Source organism: Novosphingobium sp. BF6, from assembly GCF_058273105.1.
Genome location: NZ_CM177776.1, coordinates 777,807 through 799,745, shown reverse-complemented (window position 1 = coordinate 799,745; position 21,939 = coordinate 777,807). Strand labels below are relative to the sequence as shown.

19 protein-coding genes are annotated in these 21,939 nt (G+C 67.7%); 12 read left to right on the top strand and 7 right to left on the bottom strand.

All coding sequences use genetic code 11. The features are described from left to right. Nucleotides 1-16: 16 nt before the first annotated feature. From AC4D6D_RS18950 to AC4D6D_RS18925, 6 genes are all read left to right on the top strand, one after another. Nucleotides 17-856 carry a 3-keto-disaccharide hydrolase gene (locus AC4D6D_RS18950; protein ID WP_491328577.1) on the top strand — a complete coding sequence of 280 codons (840 nt, stop codon included), beginning with the start codon at nt 17-19 and terminating at the stop codon, nt 854-856. After that, nucleotides 853-1,413: a gluconate 2-dehydrogenase subunit 3 family protein gene (locus AC4D6D_RS18945; protein WP_491328769.1), complete on the top strand. Its 561-nt coding sequence runs from the start codon at nt 853-855 to the stop codon at nt 1,411-1,413. Before AC4D6D_RS18950 ends, AC4D6D_RS18945 begins: the two co-directional genes overlap by 4 nt. Continuing rightward, nucleotides 1,410-2,255: a sugar phosphate isomerase/epimerase family protein gene (locus AC4D6D_RS18940; RefSeq protein WP_491328576.1), complete on the top strand. Its 846-nt coding sequence runs from the start codon at nt 1,410-1,412 to the stop codon at nt 2,253-2,255. The genes AC4D6D_RS18945 and AC4D6D_RS18940 overlap by 4 nt, the downstream gene beginning before the upstream one ends. 25 nt (nt 2,256-2,280) lie before the next feature. After that, a complete protein-coding gene (locus AC4D6D_RS18935; RefSeq protein ID WP_491328575.1) occupies nt 2,281-3,963 on the top strand; it encodes a GMC oxidoreductase in 1,683 nt (560 codons plus the stop codon). Between the two features lie 77 nt (nt 3,964-4,040). Further along, complete coding sequence (locus AC4D6D_RS18930; protein WP_491328574.1) at nt 4,041-5,078, top strand: LacI family DNA-binding transcriptional regulator; 1,038 nt, start codon at nt 4,041-4,043, stop codon at nt 5,076-5,078. Between the two features lie 40 nt (nt 5,079-5,118). Beyond that, entirely contained in the window at nt 5,119-5,529 is a 411-nt protein-coding gene (locus AC4D6D_RS18925) for a Dabb family protein (RefSeq protein ID WP_491328573.1), read from the top strand. A 7-nt stretch (nt 5,530-5,536) separates the two neighbouring features. On the opposite strand, the gene AC4D6D_RS18920 is transcribed toward AC4D6D_RS18925, so the two are convergent. Both AC4D6D_RS18920 and AC4D6D_RS18915 read right to left on the bottom strand, forming a co-directional pair. Further along, nucleotides 5,537-6,400 carry a shikimate 5-dehydrogenase gene (locus AC4D6D_RS18920; RefSeq protein WP_491328572.1) on the bottom strand — a complete coding sequence of 288 codons (864 nt, stop codon included), beginning with the start codon at nt 6,398-6,400 and terminating at the stop codon, nt 5,537-5,539. Nucleotides 6,401-6,406: 6 nt separating this feature from the next. After that, nucleotides 6,407-7,417, bottom strand: a complete 1,011-nt coding sequence (locus tag AC4D6D_RS18915) for a LacI family DNA-binding transcriptional regulator (protein ID WP_491328571.1) — start codon at nt 7,415-7,417, stop codon at nt 6,407-6,409. Between the two features lie 178 nt (nt 7,418-7,595). Between AC4D6D_RS18915 and ptsP the strand changes: the two genes are divergently transcribed. The 4 genes from ptsP to AC4D6D_RS18895 are packed head-to-tail and all read left to right on the top strand — an operon-like array spanning nt 7,596 to nt 14,188. Next, the gene (gene ptsP / locus AC4D6D_RS18910; RefSeq protein ID WP_491328570.1) at nt 7,596-10,118 is read left to right on the top strand and encodes a phosphoenolpyruvate--protein phosphotransferase; all 2,523 of its coding nucleotides are present in this window, start codon (nt 7,596-7,598) and stop codon (nt 10,116-10,118) included. Next, on the top strand, nt 10,118-11,110 hold the full coding sequence (gene pfkB / locus AC4D6D_RS18905; protein ID WP_491328569.1) for a 1-phosphofructokinase: 993 nt from the start codon (nt 10,118-10,120) through the stop codon (nt 11,108-11,110). Before ptsP ends, pfkB begins: the two co-directional genes overlap by 1 nt. Next, nucleotides 11,110-12,804 carry a PTS fructose transporter subunit IIC gene (locus AC4D6D_RS18900; RefSeq protein ID WP_491328568.1) on the top strand — a complete coding sequence of 565 codons (1,695 nt, stop codon included), beginning with the start codon at nt 11,110-11,112 and terminating at the stop codon, nt 12,802-12,804. Before pfkB ends, AC4D6D_RS18900 begins: the two co-directional genes overlap by 1 nt. 49 nt (nt 12,805-12,853) lie before the next feature. Continuing rightward, nucleotides 12,854-14,188 (top strand): carbohydrate porin, encoded by a 1,335-nt coding sequence (locus AC4D6D_RS18895; RefSeq protein ID WP_491328567.1) that lies wholly within the window; start codon nt 12,854-12,856, stop codon nt 14,186-14,188. Here AC4D6D_RS18895 and AC4D6D_RS18890 read toward each other — a convergent pair. From AC4D6D_RS18890 to AC4D6D_RS18880, 3 genes are read right to left on the bottom strand one after another with little or no spacing between them, the layout of a single operon-like run. Next, a complete protein-coding gene (locus AC4D6D_RS18890) occupies nt 14,180-14,953 on the bottom strand; it encodes an alpha/beta hydrolase (RefSeq protein ID WP_491328566.1) in 774 nt (257 codons plus the stop codon). The genes AC4D6D_RS18895 and AC4D6D_RS18890 overlap by 9 nt on opposite strands. Before the next feature lie 38 nt (nt 14,954-14,991). Further along, entirely contained in the window at nt 14,992-15,771 is a 780-nt protein-coding gene (locus tag AC4D6D_RS18885) for an SDR family NAD(P)-dependent oxidoreductase (RefSeq protein ID WP_491328565.1), read from the bottom strand. A gap of 37 nt (nt 15,772-15,808) precedes the next feature. After that, nucleotides 15,809-16,636, bottom strand: coding sequence for an alpha/beta fold hydrolase (locus AC4D6D_RS18880; protein WP_491328564.1), 828 nt, complete (start codon nt 16,634-16,636; stop codon nt 15,809-15,811). Nucleotides 16,637-16,762: 126 nt separating this feature from the next. On the opposite strand from AC4D6D_RS18880, the gene AC4D6D_RS18875 reads away from it, so the two are divergent. Both AC4D6D_RS18875 and AC4D6D_RS18870 read left to right on the top strand, forming a co-directional pair. Next, nucleotides 16,763-17,752 carry a GlxA family transcriptional regulator gene (locus AC4D6D_RS18875; protein ID WP_491328563.1) on the top strand — a complete coding sequence of 330 codons (990 nt, stop codon included), beginning with the start codon at nt 16,763-16,765 and terminating at the stop codon, nt 17,750-17,752. A gap of 148 nt (nt 17,753-17,900) precedes the next feature. Further along, complete coding sequence (locus tag AC4D6D_RS18870) at nt 17,901-20,429, top strand: TonB-dependent receptor (RefSeq protein ID WP_491328562.1); 2,529 nt, start codon at nt 17,901-17,903, stop codon at nt 20,427-20,429. Nucleotides 20,430-20,438: 9 nt separating this feature from the next. On the opposite strand, the gene AC4D6D_RS18865 is transcribed toward AC4D6D_RS18870, so the two are convergent. Both AC4D6D_RS18865 and AC4D6D_RS18860 read right to left on the bottom strand, forming a co-directional pair. Then, entirely contained in the window at nt 20,439-21,470 is a 1,032-nt protein-coding gene (locus AC4D6D_RS18865; protein ID WP_491328561.1) for a FecR family protein, read from the bottom strand. Continuing rightward, nucleotides 21,467-21,934, bottom strand: coding sequence for an RNA polymerase sigma factor (locus tag AC4D6D_RS18860; RefSeq protein WP_491328768.1), 468 nt, complete (start codon nt 21,932-21,934; stop codon nt 21,467-21,469). Before AC4D6D_RS18860 ends, AC4D6D_RS18865 begins: the two co-directional genes overlap by 4 nt. Nucleotides 21,935-21,939: the final 5 nt, after the last annotated feature.

The window sequence follows — 21,939 nt, the reverse complement described above, 5'->3', positions numbered from 1 at the left end:
CAAGGGGAGCGAGAGGATGAAGATCATCCCGATCGGCGTGCTGCTGGCAGTCACTATCGGCGCCTGCTCATTGGTCGAAGCGCAGGACAAGCCGGGATTCAAGGATACGCCGATACTGCCGGGCGGCCCATGGCACGTCCATGATCCGGACCGACCGGCGCCCAAGGTCATCACGCCCGCAGCCGCGCCCGGCGGCGCGCCGTCCGATGCGGTCGTGCTGTTCTCCGGCACCTCGCTCGATGCCTGGCGCGGCGAGCGCGGCCCCTGGACGGTCGAGAACGGAGTCATGACCGTGCCCTCCCGGGCGAAGAGCGGCGGCGAGAACAACCTGATCTCGAAGCAGGAGTTCGGCGACGTGCAATTGCACCTCGAATTCCGCTCGCCCAATCCGCCGCAGAAGAGTTCGCAGGACCGGGGCAACAGCGGCATCTGGTTCATGCAGCGCTACGAAGTCCAGATCCTCGACGGTTATGACAACCCGACTTACGCCGACGGCACCGTGGGCGCGGTCTATGCCTGGAAGCCGCCGCTGGTGAACCCCTCCCGCCCGCCGGGGGAGTGGCAGAGCTACGACATCGTTTTCGAACGCCCGCGCTTCGATGCGAGCGGCGGTCTGGTTCGCCCGGCCTATGTTACGGTGCTACTGAACGGCGTGCTGGTGCAGAACCATCAGGCCATGCTGGGCACGACCGCCTGGCGCAAGGTCGCGCAATATTCGGCGCATGCAGACAAGGCGCCGATCCAGTTGCAGGACCACGATTCGCCGGTTTCCTTCCGCAACATCTGGGTCCGGCCCCTCCCGGAAGAGGCGCCAAAAGAAGCCAGCGCCCAGGACCTGAAAGGGGTACAACGATAATGGATCGCAGACACGCGCTTGGCGGCATGCTCGCCCTGTTCGGCGCCCAGGTTTTCGCCCCGCTCGCCCGCGCCGCGGGTCTCGCCGCCCCTCCGACGATCGACCAGGGCGTACCGCGCCTGCAGGTCTTCACGCCGGACCAGCGGGCGCTGATGACCGCGCTTTGCGAGCGGGTCATCCCCACCACCGACACGCCCGGCGCCATCGCCGCCGGCGTTCCCGCCTATGTCGAGAAGCTGCTGGCCGACTGGGCCCTGGCGGAAGACCGCCTGCCGATCCTGTCGGGCCTCGCGGAAATCGATGCCCGCAGCTGGCAGGACTACAAGGTTCCCGCCGTCCAGGCCAAACCGGAGCAACAGGACGCCCTGCTGACCCTGGTGATGAACGACCAGATTCCCGACGGCGAGGAGTTCTTCAAGGCGTTCCGGCAGATGGTGATCGTCGGCTACTACACCTCCGAGATCGGCATGACGCAGGAGCGCGAATACCTGCCGGTCCCCGGCGAATACAACGGCGCCTTCCCCTATTCTCAGGTCAACAAGGTCTATTCGGCATGATCCTCAATCGTCGTTCCATGATGTTGGGCGCCGGCGGTGCCGCCGTGCTCGCGGCCCAGCCCCTCGTCGCGGGCCTCGCCCGCGCCGCGCAGCTCCGCAGCATCGGCCTGCAACTCTACACGGTACGCGAACTCTTCGCCGCCGATCCGGTCGCCACGCTCGAAAAGGTGGCGAAGATCGGCTACCGCGAGGTCGAATACGGCGGCGGCGGCTACGATGCCATGGACCATGCGCTGCTGCGCAAGACCATGGACCGGCTTGGCCTGAAGGCACCTTCCATCCATGTCGGCTACGATGCCCTGCTGGACACGTTCGATGCCAGCGTCGCCATGGCCAAGACGCTGGGCGCGGACACGATCGTCCTGCCCTACATGGTCGACAAGTACCGCAATGCCGAGGCGTGGGATGCTGCCCTCGTCAATATCAACCGCTTCGGTGAGCAGTTGAAGGCGGTCGGCCTCGGCTTCGCCTATCACAACCACGACTTCGAATTCACCGTGAAGCCGGACGGCGTCAGCCTGTTCGACCGTCTGGTAAAGGCCTGCAACCCGGCGCTGGTGAAGATCGAACTCGATCTCTACTGGGCGATCCATGCGGGACAGGACCCGCAGGCGCTGATCCGCAGCCTCGCGGGCCGCGTCTATGCCTATCACGTCAAGGACATGCGCCCCGACCGCAGCATGACCTCGGTGGGCCTCGGCACGATCGACTTCGCCTCTATCTTCAAGCTCAACGGGCTCGCCGGGGCGCAGCACTTCTACGTCGAGAACGACCAGTCGCCCGCGCCCTATCTGCCGGACATCACCAAGAGCTTCCAGACGCTCAACGCGCTCAAGTTCTGATTTTCCGATCAGGGAGAGGATCACGATGGCTACTACGGACAGGTTCGATGCGATCGTCATCGGTTCGGGCATCAGCGGCGGCTGGGCCGCCAAGGAATTGACCGAAAAGGGTCTGCGCGTGCTGATGCTCGATCGCGGCCACATGGTCGAGCACGTCGACGACTATACCTATGACGGCAAGCCCGCCTACGAGGTGCCCGCGCGCAACATCATGCCCGACACGCTGCGCGACAGCGACTACTTCATCGCCCAGCACGGCTATGTCGCGCCCAGCAACCAGGCCTTCTACAACAACGACCGGCTGAACCCCTACGACTACGGCGAAGGCAGCAAGTTCTACTGGATCCGCCCGGCTGCCGTCGGCGGCAAGTCGCTGATCTGGGGCCGGTGGAGCTTCCGCTGGAGCGCCGCCGATTTCGAGGCGAACAAGCGCGACGGCATCGGCGGCGAATGGCCGATCGGCTATGACGACCTCGCGCCCTGGTACAGCTACGTCGAGAAGTACATCGGCGTATCGGGATCGCGCGAGAACCTCGACTATCTGCCGGACAGCGAGTTCCAGCCGCCGATGCCGATGAACATCGCCGAAAAATGGATGAAGCAGCGGCTGGAATCGGCCTTCCCCGGCCGCAAGATGATCAATGCGCGCCTGTCCAACATGACCGAGGACAAGCCCGAGCAGAACCGCTCCAAGTGCCAGCTGCGCAACCAGTGCGGCAACGGCTGCTCGTTCGGCGCCTATTTCTCGACGCAGGCGGTCACCCTGCCCGCCGCCCGCGCGACCGGGCGCCTGACGCTGCGCAGCGATGCGGTGGTCACCAATCTCGAATACGATCCGGCCACGAAGAAAGTCACCGGCGTCCGCTTCATCGATGCCAAGACCGGGCAGGCGGAAGTGGTGCGCGCGAAAGTCGTCTTCCTGAATGCCTCGACGCTCGGCTCGGTGCAGATCCTCATGAATTCGCGCGCCGAGGGCAGCGAGCGCAGCCACTTCGACACCAGCGGCACGCTGGGCCGCTATGTGATGGACCATATCTTCCGCGTCGGCGTGAAGGGCGATATTCCCGGCATGGAGGAATTCATCGAATATGGCCGCCGCCCCGGCGCCATCTACGTGCCGCGCTTCCGCAACAACGGCAGGGACGAGGATCTCGGCTTCCGGCGCGGCTACGGCTATCAGGGCGGGGCCTATCGCGAACCGTCCAAGCCGGTCGGCTTCGGTGCTTCGATGAAGGAAGGCATGCGCCGTTACAGCGGCTGGAAGTTCCAGATGGGCGCTTTCGGCGAATGCCTGCCGTATGAGGACAACCGCGTCTCGCTGAACCCGAACAAGGCGGATCGCTTCGGCTTGCCGCTGATGCGCTTCGACGTCACCTTCCGCGACAACGAAATGCGCATGATGGCCGATGCCCGCGAGCAGGGCGAAAAGATGCTGCGCGCAGCGGGCCTCAAGAACGTCGAGAGCAACGTCAAGGAGCATGTACCGGGCGATGCCATCCACGAGATGGGCGGCGCGCGCATGGGCGACGATCCGCGCGCCTCGGTGCTCAACAAGTGGAGCCAAGCGCATGACGCCTCCAACCTCTTCGTCACCGACGGGGCGCAGATGGCGTCGATCTCTTGCGTCAATCCCTCGCTGACCTTCATGGCACTGACCGCGCGGGCAGTGGATCACGCGGTGAAGGGCCTGAAGGCGGGCACGATCTGACACGGGCTGCACGCGGGTTTTCAACGCTGTGAAGGCGCTGGAAACCCGCTATCGGAGCATATGGAATTACGATTCTGATGGCGAGGCGCAACGAAAACGGCGTGACGATCCGCGCGGTCGCGCAGCGCGCAGGCGTGTCCGCCATGACCGTGTCCAACGTCATCAACGGCGCCGGACGCGCCAGCCCGGCAACGGTCGCCACGGTTCGGGCGGCGATCGCGGAACTGGGCTATGTTCCCAATCTGGCCGCGCGGCGGCTCGCCAAATCACGCGCAACCACCGTGGGCCTGCTCTACAGCGACCGGCGCACGCCTTTCCTCGATGCCGTGCTGGTAGGCGCCCTGCGCGCGACCAATGCCCACGGCCTGCAACTGATCCTGCGCGACGGCGGCGGCGTCAGCCGGATAGCCGCCGAGCGCATGGCGCAGGACCTCGTGCGCTCCGGCGCCGATGCACTGCTGCTGATCCCGCCCTTTGCCGAGCAGCTCAGCGGATCGGCCATCGTGCCGGAACTGGGCGTTCCGCTCGCCGCGATCGCCACCGGCACGGCGATGTCCGACATGACCACCGTCCGGATCGACAACCGCGCCGCCATGCTGTCGCTTACCGGCGAGGTCATCGCCGGGGGGCACCGGCGCATCGCCTATGTCGCCGGTCCCGATCAGTACAGCGTCGTCGCGGCCCGGCTCGACGGTTTTCTCGCGGCGCTGCACGACGCCGGTCTCTCCGAAGAGCCGGACCTGATCGTGCGGCACGGCGAATTCGACTACGCATCGGGCCAGGCTGCGGCGCACAGGCTGTTGGCCCTGCCCGACCGGCCGACCGCGGTCATCTGCAGCAGCGACGACCTCGCCGCCGGTGTCGTCGCCGAAGCCAACCGCCTGGGCCTGCAATTGCCTGCCGACCTCACGGTCACGGGCTTTGACGACACCATCCTGGCCTCGCGCATCTGGCCGCCGCTGACGGTCGTGCGGCAGCCGGTCGAGGACATGGCCTTCCGCGCCGCCCAGTGCCTGATCGCCGCGCTCGGCAAGACCCAGATCGGGGTGAGCGACGAGATCTTCGATCACGCGATCATGATGCGCCAATCCATCGCGCGTCGGCCTGCGCCATGATCCGTAACGCCCCCACCCTCAGCAAAAGGAAAGCTGCACCATGGAAGCAAGCAGACGGGAACTGGCGGCCATGATCGCCCTGGGAAGCACCGGCATCGCCCTGTCCGCGACCGGAGCCGAGGCGGCGACCACGCGCCCCAGGCTGGTCCACCACGTCTTCTTCTGGCTCAAGCGGCCCGGATCGCAGGAGGATCGCGACCGGCTGATTGCCGGTCTGCGCACCCTGCGGGGCATCCCCGTGATCCGGAACCTCGAGATCGGCATCCCGGCCAGCACCGAGGCGCGCGATGTCGTCGATGCCAGCTACGACGTGTCCGAACTGATGTTCTTCGACAGCGTGGAAGACCAGAAGTCATACCAGGATCACCCTCTCCACCTGGCCTTCGTCAAGGCCTGCGAGCCGCTCTGGGCGAAAGTCGTGGTCTACGACATGGCCGTGGTCAGGGAATAACGACCTCTCACACGAGGTCGTTCAGCCGCGGCGCCATCGTGGCACCGTGGGCGAAGGTGGCCGCCGCTTTCACCGCCTCGGCGCTCGGGCGGATGCCGGTGTAGAGCACGAACTGCTCGATTGCCTGAAGCACGATCACTTCCGCGCCGGAGATGACGGTCTTTCCGGCTGCCAGCGCGGCCTTGATGAACGGGGTTTCGGCAGGCTGGGCCACCACGTCGAACGCCACGTCGCAGGCGGCAATCTGGGCGGGCGTGAAGGCAAGTTCGTCGGCCTGCGCGCCTTCCATGCCGAGCGGGGTGACGTTGACCAGCATGGCCGCACCCTCTTCAGACAGTTCGGGTAACCAGCGGAAACCGTATTGTGCGGCCAGCGCCTGCCCTGCCTCGGCATTGCGGGCGACCACGGTGCCGTCGCGGAAGCCGAGATCGCGCAGGGCTGCGACCACCGCCTTGGCCATGCCGCCGCTGCCGCGCAGCAGGAAGGGCGTGGCCGGATCGATGCCGCGCCGGGAAACGAGATCGCGCACGGCGGTATAGTCGGTGTTGTAGCCGGTCAGCACGCCGCCCTCGTTGACGATGGTGTTCACGCTGTCGATGGCGCAGGCCGAATCCTCAAGCCCGTCCAGCAGCGGGATCACCGCTTCCTTGAACGGCATGGAAATCGCGCAGCCGCGAATGCCCAGTGCCCGCAGGCCGCCGACGGCGGCGGGCAGGTCGGTGGTGGAGAAGGACTTGTAGACATAGTCCAGCCCCAGCAGCCCGTAGAGCGTGTTGTGCAGGCGCGATCCGGCATTGCCCGGGCGGGCGGAGAGCGACATGCACAGGCGCGTGTCGCGGCCGATCGATTGCTTCGCGCTGAAGTCGGTCATGGTTGGTCAGGCTCCGGTAGGCTGGGTGGTGGCGGTACGAGGGCCGCTCGATCCGCGCGCGATGAGGCGACCGGCCAGCACGACCTTGCGTGCCGGGGCGTCGGGGTGATCGAGGCGGTCGAGCAGCATGGTCATCGCATTGCGGCCGATCTCCTCGACCGGCTGCTCGATGACGCTGAGACCGCCGCCGACGAATTCCATCCAGTCGTTGTTGTCGAACCCGGCCAGCGCGATATCGGCGGGCGCTTCGAGGTTCAGGTTGCGCAGCGCGCGCAGCACGGTCAGCAGCATGACGCCGTTGCTGGCAACCAGCGCGTCCGGGCGGACCGGGGCCGAGAGCAGGTCCGTCACCACGCGCTTCGCCGCGTCGGCGGCGTGGGGCATCTCGATAGTCGTGACATCCATGCCGAGCTTGCGCGCGGCCTGTTCGAAACCGGCGCGGCGCTCGGCGCCGGTGCTGCTGGCGGCACCGAACAGTCCGGTGACGCGGCGGTGGCCCTGCGCGTGAAGGTGCGCGACCAGTTCGGCGGCCATGCGCTCGTTGTCGAGCAGAACACTGTCCAGCCCGGCAGAGGCCAAGCTGCGGTCGATCAGGACGACGGGGAAGCCCGGCTCCAGTCGCTCGGCCTTTTCCACCCATTGGCGACAGGGCGCGAAGATAACCCCGGTCACGCGTTCCTCGTGCATGAGTTCGAGGTAGGCGGCTTCCTTGGCCGGGTCTTCGTCGGTGTTGCAGAGGATCACCCGCAGCCCGCGCGCGGTGGCGAGGCTTTCGATGGCGCGCGAGACGGCGGTGAAGAACGGGTTGCGGATATCGGCGACGATCAGGCCGATGGTGTTGGTATGCTGCGAGCGCAGGCGCCGCGCGGCGAGGTTGGGGCGATAGCCGGTGGACTTGACCGCGGCAAGCACCCGTTCCTGCATCGCGGGATCGACGCTGCGCCCCGAAAGCACCCGCGAAACGGTGGCGGGCGAGACTTCCGCGACCCGCGCTACGTCCTTGATTCCTACTGTCATCCGCAATGCGCCATCCGGGAAATCGTTCTCACCAATTAGGGCACATTGCCCCTCTCCTGTCGCGGACTATGCATCACGTCATCGCATGATCGCAAGCATTCTCTTGACAAGAGCTTTGAGAAAACGTTTTCTACACATGTCACGGACTCGTTATCAAAACGGTCAGGAGAGGCCTGAAATGCTCGCAGATGCGCCCGCCTCGGGGATCGAGGATCTCGTTCGAATCGACGCCAGCGCAGCCAGCAAGGTCGATGCGATTCGCCAGGTCGGCCAGTTGCTGGTCGCCGCCGGTTGCGTCGCGCCCGGCTACGAGGAAAGCATGGTCCGCCGCGAAGGCGTGGCGAACACGTTCCTGGGTGCGGGCGTCGCGATCCCGCATGGTCTCGGTGAGGACAAGGGGCTGGTCCGCCGAGACGGCGTGGCGATCCTCCAACTGCGCGGCGGGGTGGAATGGAACCCCGGCCAGCGCGCCCATCTGGTGGTCGGCATCGCCGCCAATTCGGACAGCCACATCGCCATCCTGCGCCGGTTGACCCGCCTTATTCAGGACGAGCCGCGCCTTGCCGCGCTTGTCGCCACCGACGATCCGGCCGCCTTTTCCCGCGCCCTGTGGGAGGACGGAGAGACTTCCGCCCCGTCCGAACCGGCGGCCGACTACGCTGAAACCACCGAATGGACGGTCGATTACCCAACCGGCCTCCATGCCCGCCCCGCTTCGGCCTGGGTCGAAGCGGCGCGTGCCTCTGGCGTGCGCCTGCGCGTACGTCACGGCGGGGAGAGCGCCGATCCTCGCAGCCTCGTTTCCCTCCTCCAACTGGGGCTGCGTGCTGGTGATCGGGTGACTCTCTCCGCCGAAGGGGCAGGCGCGCGGGCGGCGCTGGACAGCTTTGCCGCCATGGTCCGCCGCCTGACCGCGCGCGAGAAGGAAGACGCCGCGCGCGCCGCCGAGAAGGCCGCCGCACCGATCCGGGGCTGGAAGCCCGAGGGCGAAGCGCAAATGATCGCGGGCGTTGCCGCCAGTCCGGGCCTCGCCATCGGCAAGGTCCATGTGCTTTCCGCGCAGGAACTCGACGTGCCCGACCGGCCGACTGATCTGGCCAGCGGCGGCACCCAGCTGAACGATGCGCTCACCCGCACCCGCGCGCAGATGAAGGCGCTGATCGACGACACCACCCGCCGCCTTGGCGCGGGCGATGCGGCGATCTTCAAGGCGCAGGCCGAACTGCTCGACGATACCGACCTCATCACCCTCACCTGCCAGTTGATGGTCGAGGGCCACGGCGTCGCATGGTCGTGGCATCAGGCGGTGGACCGGATCGCCGGGCAACTTTCGGCGCTGGGCAATCCGGTGCTCGCCGCCCGCGCGGCGGACCTCCACGACATCGGCCGCCGCGTTCTGGCCGAGATCGATCCCGCGCTCGCCGCCGGTTCGCTGACCGATCTGCCCGAGGAGCCTTGCGTGCTCGTCGCGGCGGACCTCTCGCCTTCGGACACCGCCACGCTCGATACCGCGCGCGTGGCGGGCATTGCGACGGCACTGGGTGGGCCGACCTCTCACAGCGCGATCCTGGCTCGCACGCTGGGACTGCCTTCGGTGGTGGCGGGCGGCGCGGACCTGCTGGGCCTTGCCGCCGGAGCCACCGCCATCGTCGACGGCGACAGCGGCCGCGTCTGGCTGAACCCGTCCGAGACCGACCTTGCCTCTGCCCGCGCGTGGATCGCGGAACTCGCCGAAAAGCGCGCCGCCGAAGAGGCCGAGCGCAGCAAGCCCGCCGAAACCCGCGACGGCCACCGCGTGGAGATCGCCGCCAACGTCAACCGCCCCGATCAGGTCGCTTTCGCGCTGGCGCAGGGCGGCGAGGGCGTCGGCCTGATGCGGACCGAATTCCTGTTCCTCGAACGCGGCGACAGCCCCGGCGAGGACGAGCAGGCCGATATCTACCGCGCCATGGCCGAGGCATTGGACGGTCGCCCGCTGGTGGTGCGCGCGCTCGATATCGGCGGCGACAAGCAGGTGCCGCACCTCGACCTGCCGCGCGAGGAGAACCCCTTCCTCGGCGTGCGCGGCGCGCGGCTGCTGCTGCGCCGCCCGGACCTGCTGGAGCCGCAGCTTCGCGCGCTTTACCGTGCGGCCAAGGCGGGCGGCGATCTGGCGATCATGTTCCCGATGATCACCTCGGTCCACGAACTGATCGCCCTGCGCGCCCGCTGCGAGGAAATCCGGCTGGAACTCGATGCGCCGACGATCCCGGTCGGCATCATGATCGAGGTCCCCGCCGCCGCCATTCAGGCGCGCTCGCTGGCGGCCCATGCCGATTTCTTCTCGATCGGCACCAACGATCTCACCCAATATGTCCTCGCCATCGACCGGCAGAACCCGGAACTGGCGGGCGATGCGGACAGCCTGCATCCCGCCGTGCTGCGCATGATCGCGGCGACGGTGGAGGGCGCGCAGGCGCATGGCCGCTGGGTCGGCGTCTGCGGCGGCATTGCCGGGGACCCGTTCGGCGCGGCGCTGCTGGTGGGGCTTGGCGTCAGCGAACTGTCGATGACCCCGCGCGACATCCCGGCGGTAAAGGCCCGCATTCGCGGCGCCTGCCTCGAAAGCCTGCGCGCACTCGCCGCCAGGGCACTCGACATGGAAAGCGCGAGCGAAATCCGCGCTCTGGACGTGCCAAAAATCGAAGAGGGGGAAGGCTGATGCGCACTCTTACCGTCACCTTCAACCCGGCCATCGACCAGACCGTCACGGTCGACAGGCTGATCGTCGGCGAAGTCCAACGCGCCCGGTCGGTGCGCCAGAACGCGGGCGGCAAGGGCGTGAACGTCGCCAGTTGCCTGGCCGACTGGGGCATGCCGGTTGCCGCCTATGGCCTGCTCGGCAGCGACAATGCCGCCGCGTTCGACGCGCTGTTCGCCGCCAAGGCCATCGAGGACCGTTTCATCCGTATCGCCGGGGCCACGCGGGTCAACCTCAAGCTGGTCGACGTGACGGGCACGACCGATATCAATCTCGACGGGATCGCCGTCGATGCGGGCCGCGCCGAAATGGTGGGGGCAACGATCTGCGAAGCCGCGCGCGAGGGCGATCTGGTGGTGCTCGCCGGAAGCCTGCCGCCGGGCTGCCCGCCCGACAGCTACGTGACGCTGGTGGCCCGCCTGCGCGCGGCGGGGTGCCGGGTGGTGCTCGATACCAGCGGGTTGCCGCTGAAGTGCGCGCTGACCGCCGATGTCCTGCCCGATGTGGTGAAGCCCAACCGCGACGAACTGGCGCAGGTGCTGGGCCGTCCTCTCCCCGATCTGGCGGCGCTTTCCGAAGCGGCCTGCGAACTGCACGCGCGCGGCGTTTCGCTGGTCGTCGTGTCGATGGGCGAGGAAGGGGCGCTGTTCCTCTCCGCAGAAGGCGCGGCAACCGCGCGCCTCCCGATCGCGCAAGTGGCGAGCACGGTCGGCGCCGGGGATGCCATGGTCGCCGGGATCGTCGCGGCGCTGGGCGAGGGAGCGGACCTTGAGCGTACCGCGCGTCTCGCCACCGCGTTCGCGGTCGCCAAGCTGGGCATGGCCGGGCCGAACCTGCCCGATCTGCCGACCGTCCACGCGCTTGCCGAAGAAGTCAGCGTCACGCCCCTCATGCCGTGCGGCGGGATGGAGCAGCAGAAAGCCACAACGGGAATTGGGGCCGGAGAGGAATAATGGCCAAGCTCTACGCAGTTATCGATGCGGCGGATTCCGCCGTACAGGGCGTGCTCGCCGGGGAAGCGCTGCGCAAGGCAGCGCGCGCCAGGGGCCGCGATATCGAGATCGAGGTGCGCACCGGACAGGGCGTGCTCAACCCTTTGCCCGAGGAATTGCAGGCAGACGACACGCTGCTGCTGGTTGCCGCCAATGACGAGGCTGGAACCGCGCTTCCGCTCGCCCCGCATCGCCGCCTAACGCTGGAGGCGGTGCTCGCCGATCCGGCTTCGGCGCTGGTGCCGGACCCGCAGTCAGCCACCGATACGCCGCGCGTGGTGGCGATCACCTCATGCCCCACCGGCATCGCGCATACCTTCATGGCGGCAGAGGGCCTTCAGGAAGGCGCGAAGCAGCTGGGCTATCCGATCCGCGTGGAAACGCAGGGCTCGGTCGGCGCCGGTTCGCCGCTGACGGCAGAAGAGATCGCGGCGGCCGATCTGGTCATCATCGCCGCCGACCGCGAGGTCGACCGTGCGCGCTTTGCCGGAAAGCGGGTCTTCGCATCGAGCACCAAGCCCGCCATTTCCGGCGGCAAGGCGCTGATCGAACGTGCACTGACCGAGGCGAAAGTGCAGGGCGGCGCGGCTTCGGCCGAGACTGCCGGTGCCGCTGCCGAACGGGCCGGTCCCTACAAACACCTGATGACGGGCGTTTCCTTCATGCTGCCCTTCGTGGTCGCGGGCGGCCTGATGATTGCCATGGCTTTTGCGCTAGGGGGCATCGATGCCAACAGCGCAGCGGCGGAGGGAACACTTGCCAATGCCCTGTTCCGCATCGGTGCGCAGGGCGGTTTCGCGCTGATCGTACCGGCGCTGGCTGGTTACATCGCCTATTCGGTGGCCGACCGCCCCGGCATCGCGCCGGGCATGATCGGCGGCATGCTGGCTGCCAATCTCGGCGCGGGTTTCCTGGGCGGCATCGTCGCGGGCTTCATTGCCGGTTACGGCGTCGAGTGGCTCAACCGGATTATCAAGTTGCCCAAGAACCTCGCGGGCCTGAAGCCGGTGCTGATCCTGCCGCTGCTGGGCACGCTGCTGACCGGGCTGCTGATGATCTATGCGGTCGGCACGCCGGTCGCCGCGGCGCTGGCGTTCCTCACCGAGTGGCTGCGCTCGATGCAGGGATCGAGTGCGATCCTGCTCGGCGTGATCCTGGGCGCGATGTCGGCTTTCGACATGGGCGGGCCGGTCAACAAGGCGGGTTATGCCTTCTCGGTCGGTCTGATTTCCAGCCAGGTCTACACGCCGATGGCCGCGACGATGGCGGCGGGCATGGTGCCGCCGCTCGCCGTGGGCCTTGCCACCCGTCTGTTCCGCGACCGTTTCACGACCGAGGAGCGCGAGGCCGGAGGCGCCGCCGCCGTGCTCGGCCTTGCCTTCATCACCGAGGGCGCGATTCCCTTCGCCGCGCGCGATCCGTTCCGGGTGATCCCGGCGCTGATGGCGGGTTCGGCGATTGCCGGGGCCATCTCGATGGCGGCGGGCGTGGAACTCAAGGTGCCGCATGGCGGTGTGTTCGTCCTGCCGATCCCCGGCGCGGTCACGCATCTGGCGGTCTACGGGCTGGCCATTCTGGCGGGCGTGCTGGTGAGCGGGGTCCTCGTCGGCCTGCTCAAGCCGCGTCCGGCATCGGCGGAAGCTGCCGCCGTCTGACATAATTGCGGCCCGGCGGAAGAACGGGCTCGAGAGAGGATTTCATTCGATGCGGTTCGCATTGCTCAAGGGCGCCTGCTGCGCAGGCGTCGCCGCCCTTTCCTTGTCTGCCGCCATGGCACAGGAGGCGGTTTCCGAAGACACTCGGGCCGAAGCTCCCAAGCCGTGGCAGCCGCTGGCGGATGACGGCATTACCCTTGCGCTCAGCTACACCGGAGAGGCGGCGACGAACGTCTCCGGCGGCCTGCGCCGCGATGCCGCCTATGCCGGGCAGATCTATGTCGGCGCGGACCTCGACATGGACCGTATCGCGGGCATCGGCGGCGGTACGATCCATGCCGCGATCACCAACCGCCATGGCGACAGCCTCTCGGCGCTGGCGCTGGGCAACAACACGTCGGTTCAGGAAATCTGGGGCACCCAGAACACCCACCTCGCGATCCTGACCTGGGAGCAGAAGCTGCTGGACGACCGCCTGATGATCGAGGCAGGGCGCAGCCAGGCGAACATCCATTTCCTGAACGCGCCGATCTACTGTCATTTTCAGGGCAACTCGGGCTGCGGCAATCCGACGTTCGTCTTCAAGAACAGCAATTTCACCTATTTCCCGGCATCGAGCTGGATGATCCGCGCCAAGGCCGAAGTCCTGCCGTATGTGACCGTCCATGTCGGCGCCTACGAGGTCAATCCGGACCGCAAGCGCCCCAACGACCACGGCTTCAACTTCAGCACGAAAAACGCCACCGGGGTGATCGTGCCGTGGGAACTGGGCTACTCCAAGGAAGGGAAAGGCGTGCGCCTGCCCGGCCACTACATCGTCGGCGGCTGGTTCGACCGGGGCGACTATGCCGATCCGCTGCGCGACGATCGGGGCGGTATCGCCATTCTCACCGGACGCGGCGCGCAGACCCATAATGGCCGCTCCGGCATCTATTTCCGCTTCGACCAGCGTGTGACCCGGCCCGACCCCAACTCGGAACGCGGCCTCAGCGTGTTCGGCGTGGCGATGACCAACCTGTCAGGCCGTGTCGAGGAAAGCCGCTTCTTCGACTTCGGCGTGGTCCAGACCGGCACGTTCGCCGGGCGCGATGCCGATACCATCGGCTTCATGCTCAGCGACCAGCGTTTCAGCGACCTTGCCATGGAGCGCATGCGCGCCGCGCGGATTGCGGCGGGCGGTGACGACAATGTTCACCGCCACCAGTACATGATGGAACTGGCCTATGGCGCCCAGCTCGGCCCGGCGATCCGCCTCTCTCCCAATGTGCAGTATATCCTCCACCCCGACCAGACCGGCGCGCCCTTCCGCCCAAACGGCATCAAGGACGCGCTGATCTTCGGCTTCAAGTTCACGGTGGATGCCCCCGCCCTGCTGTCACGCTGAGGCGCGCTCGGCCCAGTCGATGGCGGCATCGGCAACCTGTTCCCAGCCTTCGTCCAGCAGGGTCCAGTGCGAGCGGTCCGGGAATTCGATGTAGTCCGTCCGCGTCGGCGCGCGGCGCTGCTTGCGATGGATCGCGCGGGTCATCCCCGCGTCGGCGATCAGGTCCCTGCCGCCGCCGATCAGCAGCAGCGGCGGGCGCTGCGGGTTGCTCCAGTCGATCTTCATCGGCCCGACCACGCCGTCCCAGTAGACCCTGCCCGGCGTCGGGACGATGTAGCGTTCGTAGGCAGCCCCGGCTCTGTCGGCGGAAAGCGTCTGGGCGAAGCGCCGGGCGAAGAAGCGGCGCGACATGTGTTTCGCCTTGCCGCGGCTGAACGGGTCGAGGAACACCGGCAGCGCCGATACCAGCGCATGGGGAAAGATCGGCACGCCGGGGGTCGGCGCCGGGTCGATCGCCACGCCGGCAAGGCCCAGCCCCCGGTCGAGCAGGTGCTGCACGAAGACCCCGCCCAGCGAATGACCGATCAGGATCGGCTTTTCCGGCAGGGCGCGGATCACCGCTTCGTAGTGATCGACGATCCGGCGCTGGCCCAGCGTGCCGAGTTCCGGGTGCGGCCTTGCACGCAGGGCAGCGGGATCGCCTTCGTCGAGCGGCCAGTCGGGTGCGAGGACGGTATGGCCGCGCGCTTCGTAGCGGGCCTTCACATGCTCCCAGCTCAGGGAATTGAGCCAGGCGCCGTGGATGAGTACGATGGTCTTGCTCATGGCAGCGTCTCCTTCGCCGGTCGTTCGCCTTTCAGCGGTCACGCTTGGTAGCGTTCGGCGGGGCGGTTGCGGGACAAGTTGGGGCGCAGTGCGCGGCGGGCGTCCAGATAGGCGTTGAGATCGGCGGTGTCGGGCAAGGCGGGAATGGTGATCGTCTCGCCGAGGTCCAGCCCCTTCAGCGCCGCATCGACCATGTCCTCCACGTCCATGACCATTTCGGCGGGAAGGCTCGCCAGTTGCTCCTCGGTCCAGATCGGCGTGCGGGTGATCCCCGGCAGCACCGCCTGAACCTGCACGCCCCTGGCCCCGAGTTCGACGTGCAGCGCCTCGGTGAAGGCGAGCACGTAGGCCTTGCTCGCGGGATAGACCGCCGTGAAACCGTCGGGCATCAGCGCCGTCACCGACGTCATGTTGACGATCGTACCGCTGCCACGTTCGGCCAGACGCGGGGCGATGGCGGCGGCAAGCCGCGTGACCGCCAGCACGTTGAGGGCGATCATGCCGGTGAGATAGGCCGGATCGGAACCGACGAATGTGGTCTCTCCGGCGATCCCGGCATTGTTGACGAGACCGGTGATCGCCGCATCCTCGCGCAGCCGCCGTTCGATGCGGGCGAGGTCTTCGGGCCGTGCAAGATCGGCGCCGAGCGTTTCGACCTTCACGCCGGTCTCGGCGGCGAGGATTGCGGCCAGCGCTTCCAGCCGGTCCGCGCGGCGGGCGACGAGGATCAGGTCATGGCCGCGGCGCGCGAGGCGGTCGGCATAGACCGCGCCGATACCGTCCGACGCGCCGGTGATGAGGAAAGTGCCCTTGGTCATGTGCATGTCCTTTCGTGGATAGGGTTCGTGGGAGGTTTCAGGCGCGGATGAAGTCGAGGAGATCGGCGTTGAAGCGGTCCTGATGCGTCTGGGTCAGGCCATGGTCGGCTCCCTGATACACCTTGAGCACCGCATTCGGCACGATCTTCACCGTTTCCAGCGCCGAGGCGCCGATCGGCACGATCTGGTCGTCATCGCCGTGGAGGACGAGCGTGGGCACGTCGAAGCGGGCGAGGTCGCGGTGGAAATCGCTTTCGGAAAAGGCACGGATGGAGTCGAGCTGGCCCTTGAGGCCGCCCATCATCCCCTGCCGCCAGAATTCCTCGCGAATGCCTTCCGAGATCGCCGCGCCTTCGCGGTTGTAGCCGTAGAAGGGGATAGTCAGGTCGCGGAAGAACTGGCTGCGGTTGTCGAAAGTGCCCTTGCGGATGGCGTCGAAGGCATCGATCGGCAACCCGCCGGGATTGGCCTCGGTCTTGAGCATCAGCGGGGGGACCGCGCCGATCAGCGCCACTTTGGCGACGCGGGCGGTGCCGTGGCGGCCGATGTAGCGGGTCACTTCGCCGCCGCCGGTCGAATGGCCGACCAGGATCGCGTCGTGCAGGTCCAGCGCCTCGATCAGTTCGGCAAGATCGTCGGCATACTGGTCCATCGTATTGGCGTTCCACACCTGGTCGGAGCGGCCATGGCTGCGACGGTCGTGGGCCACGGTGCGGAAGCCCTCATGGGCGAAGAAGACCATCTGCGCGTCCCAGGCGTCGGCCGAAAGCGGCCAGCCGTGCGAGAAGACGATCGGCTGGGCGTCCTTCGCGCCCCAGTCCTTGTAGAAGATGCCGGTTCCGTCCTTGGTGGTGATCCTGGTCATGTCCCTTTTCCTTTCTCGATGGGGCCGTTGCGCCCCGTGAGAAGAGGGATAGACTGCCCCGCGAACCGGCAGGATCGGCGGTTCCGACATAAAACAGGCCAAAACCGACAAAGAGGGAATTCGGGCATGTCCGTGCCGCCGCGTATCCGGGCCGAGATCGGCCTCGTCCTCTACCCGAACTGCCAGGCGGCGATGGTCCACGGGATCACCGACCTCTTCGCCATCGCCTCCCATTTCTCGGCTCAGCACGAGGGACCGGGGCTGCGGGTCAGCCACTGGACGATGGAGGGCACGGATAGGTTCGCGCGCAGCTTCGACACCCATCCCGGAGGGGACGGCGGCCCCGAATTCCTGATCGTGCCCGGCCGCCTGTCCGGCCCGGCCGATGCCGAGGAGGCCGCGCCCTATGCCCGCTGGCTGCTCGACCGCCACGGCCACGGCGCGACGCTCGCCTCGACTTGCGGCGGCGCCTTCATGCTGGCGGCGACCGGGCTGCTCTCCGGCCGCCCCGCCACTACCCACTGGCTTTTCGCAGAGGCTTTCCGCACCCGCTTTCCGGACGTGCGGATGGAGCCGGACAAGATGGTCATCGAGGACGGCGACATCATCACCGCCGGAGGGCTGATGGCCTGGACCGACCTCGGCATGCGGATCGTCGACCGCCTGCTGGGTCCGACGGTGATGATCGAGACCGGCAAGTTCCTGCTGGTCGATCCCGCCGGGCGCGAGCAGCGCCACTACAGCAGCTTCGCCCCGCGCCTGACCCACGGCGACGAGGCGATCCTCAAGGTCCAGCACTGGGTCCAGGGCCGCGCCGAGCGTCCGCTCAGCGTTCCCGAGATGGCGGGACAGGCGGGGCTGGAGGAGCGGACCTTCCTGCGCCGCTTCAAGGCGGCCACCGGCATGAAGCCGGTCGAATATGTCCAGAACCTGCGCGTCGGCAAGGCTCGCGAGCTGCTGGAATTCACCCGCCGTTCGGTGGACCAGATCGCCTGGGCGGTCGGCTACGAGGATGCCACGGCGTTTCGCCGCGTGTTCCATCGCATCCTCGGCCTGACGCCCGGCGAGTATCGCACCCGCTTTTCCAGCGGCGCCGAACTGGAGATCGCGGCCTGAGGCCACCGGAGGTCACCCCGATTCCGGCCCCGGTTCCGGCCCCGCATGCCCGTGCAGGCGCTTGAACTTTAAGACCAAGGCCCATAGGCATCCGCCATCACCGAGAGCCGTTTGCGTTGGGAAGGCTCCATTCGCCGGGAAAGTCTGGTTGCGTCGCCCCCTTGCAAGTTCCTTCGGTGTGGTATCCGGTCTGGTCGCAGCGGCGACCGGCGCCCATGCGCAAATCACGCAAGTCGATGTTCCAGCCCTGCCCCTCTCCGCCGCCGTCGGCATGCTGGGGCGGCAGACCGGCGTCGAGATCCTGCTCAACGCGCCCGGCCGAGAGCGGCTGCCGACCACGGCCGTCCATGGGCGCCTTTCCGCGGGGGAGGCACTGGCAAGGATGATCCGCGGGCTGGACCTCGCCGTCCGCCGCGCCTCGCCCGGCGTCTACGTCATCGTCGCCGCTCCGGCCAGACGCCCTGCCAAGGCCCAGTCCAGGCCGTCCCCCCGGCCCGAGCCGCTGGAAATCCTCGTCTCCGCCCGCCGCCGTCCCGAACGCGAGGAAGACGTGCCCTTGCTCGTCAACCAGGTCGACGGCGGCACGCTCGACAAGGCGGCGGTGCGGACGATTGCCGACGTGGCCCGCCTCACCCCCGGCTTCATCGCCACCGGTCAGACCAGCAGCGCCACCCCCCTGCTGGTGATGCGCGGCCAGCGGCGCTCGATCAGCGACGAGAACCGCCTGCCGCTCGTCGTCTATCAGGACGAGATTCCCCTGCCCAACCAGGCGGCGCTCTCGCCGCTGTTCGACATGGCGTCGATCGAAGTGCTGCGCGGCCCGCAGGGCACGCTGTTCGGCCGCAACGCCACGAGCGGCGCGGTGCTGCTGCGCACAGTCCAGCCGGGCACGGGCGCGGCCTCCTATCTGGAGGCGGAGACCGGCAACTATGGTCTCTCCCGGCTGGAGGGCGCGGTCGAACTGGCCGCATGCGGACCGTTCGCGCTGCGTATCTCGGGCCAGCGCATGCGCCGCGACGGCTATACCCGGCTGCTGACGGGAGGGCGCGCCGACAGCGTGCACAGCGACGGCCTGCGGGCGATCCTGCGCTTCGATCCGCTCGGCCCGCTGCGATCGACCACGAGCTTCGACATGCTGCGCGCCGAGGAAGTCGGCGCCGCGCTGATCCTGGCAGGCGTCTATCCCGAGGGCAGCGTCCGCAATGCCGCGAACGCCCCCTATTTCGATTGCGGCGCGGGCGCCTGCGACATCGACAGCTATTTCGACGTACAGAAGGAATTGGGACGGCGAACATCGCAATCCAGTCCGGCGCTGTCGTTCGGCAGGAACTTCAAGGGGCTGGGCAACGTCACCGAATATGGCGACGAGAACCTCCTGTTCCGCAACATCGCCGGGCTGCGCTCGACGAGGGTGCATTACGAACTCGACGGCGACGGGACCCCGCTGCCGATCAACGATTCCGTCAGCGAGTCGCACCTGCGGCAGATCACGGAGGAGTTCCAGGTGCAGGGCCGCAGCGGCAGCCTGCGCTATATCGTCGGCCTGTTCTATCTCGACAGCGCGCCCGACGGGCCGGTTCTCCAGACGGTGTCGCGCCTCGTGCGGCCGGACAATCCCCCGTCGCATATCGCCAGTTACCAGACCTTCCGCAGCGGCGCGCTGTTCGGTCAGGTCACGGCGACGCTGGGCGGCGGCTATGTGGCCGACGTCGGCCTGCGCTACACGCGCGAGACGATCTCCGGCTGCTCGCTGCGCGCGGTAGATGCCATGCCGCAGAACGAGGGCCAGTGCATCGCCGAGAACGGCACCCGCGCGCGCTCTCGCTTCGGTCGCCTCACCTGGACGCTCTCGCTGATGCGGAAAAGGGGAGATCACAGCGTCTATCTCACCAGCCGCCGCGCATTCCGCTCCGGCGGATACAATACCCCGGCGCTGGGCGGCAGCCTGCGCCCCTACCAGACCTTCCGGCCGGAAACCCTCACCGACATCGAAGCCGGTGCGAAAGGACGCTGGGACATCGCCGGGATTTCGGGTTCCTACGCCGTCGCGGCTTATGTGGGCCTCTATTCCGACGTGCAGCGCGCGCTGTTTCCCGATGTCGACTACGACGGCGACGGCGACCTGAAGACCGATCCCATCACGCTATACGTCAACAGCGCCCGCGCGCGGGTGGCGGGGCTGGACGGCGACCTCTCGCTGGACCTCGGCGCGCGGACCCATGCGACGGTGAGCGCCTCCTGGATCGATGCGCGCTATACCAAGGTGATCGCGCCCGCCGAACTGACGAGCCTGCTGGGCAGCGATCCGCTGCACAACCGCTTCACCTATACGCCCACTTTCAGCGGCACCGTGGCACTGTCGCACGAAATCGACTTGCCGGGGCGCCTCGGCGTGCTGGAACTGCGGGCGGACTATGCCCATGTCAGCAGCGTGCGCTTCAGCGAGCGCCTCACCGAAGACTTTGCACGGCAGCCTGCCTACGGTCTGCTTGGCGCCTCGCTGAACTGGATGCGTCCGGCGGGCCTGCCGCTGGAATTGCAGCTCTGGAGCCGCAACCTGACCGACCGCTTCTATGCGAGCGGCGGGGGAACGCTCAACCCGGCCTATACGGCGGCGACGGTGATCCCCGGCCCGCCGCGCACGATCGGCATGCGACTGCGCTACACCTTCGAATGATGGGAAAGCCTAGGGCGCGACGAGTTCGGCCCTTGTCGCGCTTTCGTTCTCCACGCGGGCGATGCCTGCCGCTTCGAGGCTTTGCAGGAAGCCGCGTGTCACACCGATGCGGAAGGTGCCGCTGATCGGATGGCGCGCCAGCGCCGGGCTGGAGACGATGATCTCCTGCGGGCTGTAGCGATTGATTTCCGCCACGGCCTCGGCCAGCGGAACCCGGTCGAAATCGATCACCCCCTTGCGCCAGGCCAGCTGCCGCTCGACCTCGACCGCGCCGGTGCGATAGCCGCTCCCGTTCCAGACCAGCTCCTGCCCCGGCAGCAGGATGGCCGACTGCGCAGGTCTGCCGTCTACAGCAGGCATATCGACCCGCACGCGCCCTTCGGCCAGAGTCACATCGACACGCCCGTCGGTCTCGCGCACCGCGAACCGGGTGCCCAGTGCCGTCACCGTGATCCGGCCTGCCGTCACCACGAAGGGCTTGCGCGGGTTCTTGGCGACTTCGAAGAAGGCCTCGCCCTCGCGCAGGGCGGTGCTGCGCCGGGTGTCGCTTTCGGCCACGGTCAGCACGGTCGCGGTATTGGCGGTGATGACCGAACCGTCGGCCATGCGCAGCGTGCCCTGCTGCCCGACGCCGGTGGACAGCTCGCGGCTGTCGGCCACGGCAGGCGCCGCCGGGGAAACGGACGTGTAGTGCTGGAAACCGAACGCGCCGCCCAGCACTGCCAGCGCCATCGAGGCGGCGATGGCCGGACGCACCCAGGCCTTGCGCCGACGCCGGTTGGCCAGTGCACGTTCCCGGATTTCGAGAATGCGCGCCTCGGTGCGCATGGCGCCGGAGCCGTCCCAGGCCCGCTCCACCCTGGCCCAGGCGATGCGGTTGGCCTCGTCCCGCGCGTGCCAGCTTTCGAAATCCTCGTAGTCCCGCGCGGTCGCGCGCGGGGAGCGGAAGATGCTGAAATAGGCCGCCGCCGTCGCTTCGGGCGAATCTATCCGCTCCAGCGCATGGGCGTCGAACGGTCTCGGGTCGAGCGGCCGGCTCATGGCAGGTCCCTCGCGGCCAGGAAGCGGACGGCCTTCATGAGGTGGCGCCCGACCGCACTGTTGGAGAGGCCCAGATGCTCCCCGATCGCATCGTAGGACATGTCCTCGAAGCGATGGAGCACGAAGACGTCGCGCGTCAATTCGGGCATGTCTTCCAAGGCATTGGCCAGCCGGTCCACGTCCTCGCGCCCGCGCAGCACGCGTTCGGGGGTCAGTTCGTCGACCGGATGGAAAGCCTCGGTCAGCTCATGATGCGCGCCGCGGTGGCGCACGCTGTCGCGCCGGGCGCGGTCGGTCAGCACGCTGGCGGCGACCTGGAACAGGTAGCCCTCGACATTGGCGATGGGATCGGCCTGCCCGCGCACATGCATGCGCATCAGCACGTCCTGCACCAGATCGTCCACGTCGCCCGGCTGCGCGCGCTTGGCGATGTAGCGGCGCAGGGCGGGAACGTGCGCGGACAGGTCCG

Coding starts and splice junctions, on each gene's coding strand:
- AC4D6D_RS18930 (WP_491328574.1), top strand. CDS start 4,041: ATGGCGAGGCGCAACGAAAACGGCGTGACGATCCGCGCGGTCGCGCAG.
- AC4D6D_RS18950 (WP_491328577.1), top strand. CDS start 17: ATGAAGATCATCCCGATCGGCGTGCTGCTGGCAGTCACTATCGGCGCC.
- AC4D6D_RS18915 (WP_491328571.1), bottom strand. CDS start 7,417: ATGACAGTAGGAATCAAGGACGTAGCGCGGGTCGCGGAAGTCTCGCCC.
- AC4D6D_RS18895 (WP_491328567.1), top strand. CDS start 12,854: ATGCGGTTCGCATTGCTCAAGGGCGCCTGCTGCGCAGGCGTCGCCGCC.
- AC4D6D_RS18880 (WP_491328564.1), bottom strand. CDS start 16,636: ATGACCAGGATCACCACCAAGGACGGAACCGGCATCTTCTACAAGGAC.
- AC4D6D_RS18865 (WP_491328561.1), bottom strand. CDS start 21,470: ATGAGCCGGCCGCTCGACCCGAGACCGTTCGACGCCCATGCGCTGGAG.
- AC4D6D_RS18875 (WP_491328563.1), top strand. CDS start 16,763: ATGTCCGTGCCGCCGCGTATCCGGGCCGAGATCGGCCTCGTCCTCTAC.
- AC4D6D_RS18890 (WP_491328566.1), bottom strand. CDS start 14,953: ATGAGCAAGACCATCGTACTCATCCACGGCGCCTGGCTCAATTCCCTG.
- pfkB (WP_491328569.1), top strand. CDS start 10,118: ATGCGCACTCTTACCGTCACCTTCAACCCGGCCATCGACCAGACCGTC.
- AC4D6D_RS18935 (WP_491328575.1), top strand. CDS start 2,281: ATGGCTACTACGGACAGGTTCGATGCGATCGTCATCGGTTCGGGCATC.
- AC4D6D_RS18885 (WP_491328565.1), bottom strand. CDS start 15,771: ATGACCAAGGGCACTTTCCTCATCACCGGCGCGTCGGACGGTATCGGC.
- AC4D6D_RS18925 (WP_491328573.1), top strand. CDS start 5,119: ATGGAAGCAAGCAGACGGGAACTGGCGGCCATGATCGCCCTGGGAAGC.
- AC4D6D_RS18900 (WP_491328568.1), top strand. CDS start 11,110: ATGGCCAAGCTCTACGCAGTTATCGATGCGGCGGATTCCGCCGTACAG.
- ptsP (WP_491328570.1), top strand. CDS start 7,596: ATGCTCGCAGATGCGCCCGCCTCGGGGATCGAGGATCTCGTTCGAATC.
- AC4D6D_RS18940 (WP_491328576.1), top strand. CDS start 1,410: ATGATCCTCAATCGTCGTTCCATGATGTTGGGCGCCGGCGGTGCCGCC.
- AC4D6D_RS18920 (WP_491328572.1), bottom strand. CDS start 6,400: ATGACCGACTTCAGCGCGAAGCAATCGATCGGCCGCGACACGCGCCTG.